Source organism: Bartonella sp. AD328YNZD (assembly GCF_042196425.1).
The window spans coordinates 1-1,649 of record NZ_JBHIQG010000449.1; the positions used below are offsets into that span (position 1 = coordinate 1).

Below are 1,649 nucleotides of genomic sequence, written 5' to 3' on the forward strand. Positions count from 1 at the left end.
CAGCCCAAACCCGTAGCGCAATTCCCAACCGGTTTTTTCCAACTGTTTAATGAAGCCAAGGAAGCGATTAACCAAGTGACAAGATATTGATTTATAATGATAATCTAGCGTTATTCATAGTGAATGAGAGTCCCGAATAACGTAAGATTCTCTCATTTCAAATCTGTTTATGTTGCATCAATCAAAACCACTCATTTGCACATAAGAAGCGGGATGAGTGTGTGGATCAAATTTGTATAAGAAAGGATTAAAAAATGGCTCTTATGAACCGTCTTAATGCAAGATCTGTCGCAACATTGGGGGCTGGCAAATATAATGATGGTGCCGGCTTGCTTCTTCATAAGCGTAAAGATGGAGGTGCTCAATGGATTTATCGTTATACCATTCATGGGCGCCGTCGTGAGATGGGATTGGGTGCTTTGAGAGATGTTTCTTTAAAACAAGCCCGTGAATTGGCAACTGGGTGGCGTTCGGTTTTACGTGAGGGTCGTGACCCCATTAAAGAACGCAATAAACAAAAGCGTGAGGCAATAAGTAATCTCCATTATTTAAAAGATATTGCTTTAGACACTTTTGAAACTCGTAAAGCTGAATTAAAAGGAGAGGGTAAAAATGGAGATTGGTTTTCGCCTTTACAACTTCATATTCTCCCCAAATTAGGCTGTCTGCCCGTTTCTGAGATTACGCAAATAGAGATACGCAATACGCTTGCCCCTATTTGGCATACAAAAGCTGCAACAGCTAATAGAGCTCTTATTCGTCTCAATATGTGTCTCAAACATGCGGCTGCATTAGGATTGGATGTTGATTTACAAGCAACAGAAAAAGCACGTGCTCTTTTAGGTAAACAACTTCATAAAACTATTAATAGACCAGCTATGGATTGGAAAGATGTGCCGGCTTTTTATAAAACACTTTGTGAAAAAACAACTATGACGAATTTAGCTTTGCGTTTGCTTATTCTTACAGGGGTTCGTACCAATCCTTTGTGTCATATTCATAAAGATCAAGTTGAGGGGGATATATGGACAATCCCTGCTGAGAATATGAAAGGAAGGCGTGATGCTACAACAGAATTTCGTGTGCCCTTATCAACAGAAGCATTAGATATTTTAAAACAAGCGCGCCTGCTCTCTCGCAATGAATTCTTTTTTTCTGCAACAGGTCGGGGTTCCCTTGGTGAGAAGTGTATGGCTACGTATATGAGAAAAAATAAACTTGAAGCCTGCCCCCATGGCTTTCGCTCTAGTTTACGTGATTGGCTCGCCGAAACAACCGATGCCCCTTATGAGGTTGCTGAAACTATCCTAGGTCATACAGTAGGAGGACAAGTAGAGCGTGCCTATCGTCGTACTGACTATTTAGAACAGCGCCGTGTCTATATGGATAAATGGGCGGCTTATGTCACTGGTCAATCTTAAGATATGGGGTGCATAACCCCATAATCTGTGGATAACTTTAGCTCTCTTCTCTCTCATTCGCTCTCAATTAGACTCATAATTTATCACATGATAAATTATATGATAATATATTGTTTTCTATAAATAAAATACCTTCAAAAATGAACCAAAGTGTGCTTAATAAATAGGCATGATTTGGTTCTATTTTTTATTATGAAAGGATTTTAGAATGACAGAAAATGATATTCT

At 39.2% G+C, this 1,649-nt stretch carries 1 protein-coding gene; it reads left to right on the forward strand.

Annotation, left to right across the window (positions count from 1 at the left end; all coding sequences use genetic code 11):
* Window positions 1-254: 254 nt before the first annotated feature.
* Window positions 255-1,421, forward strand: coding sequence for a tyrosine-type recombinase/integrase (locus ACFIO3_RS12725; protein ID WP_375615321.1), 1,167 nt, complete (start codon window positions 255-257; stop codon window positions 1,419-1,421).
* The last annotated feature ends 228 nt before the right edge of the window (window positions 1,422-1,649 follow it).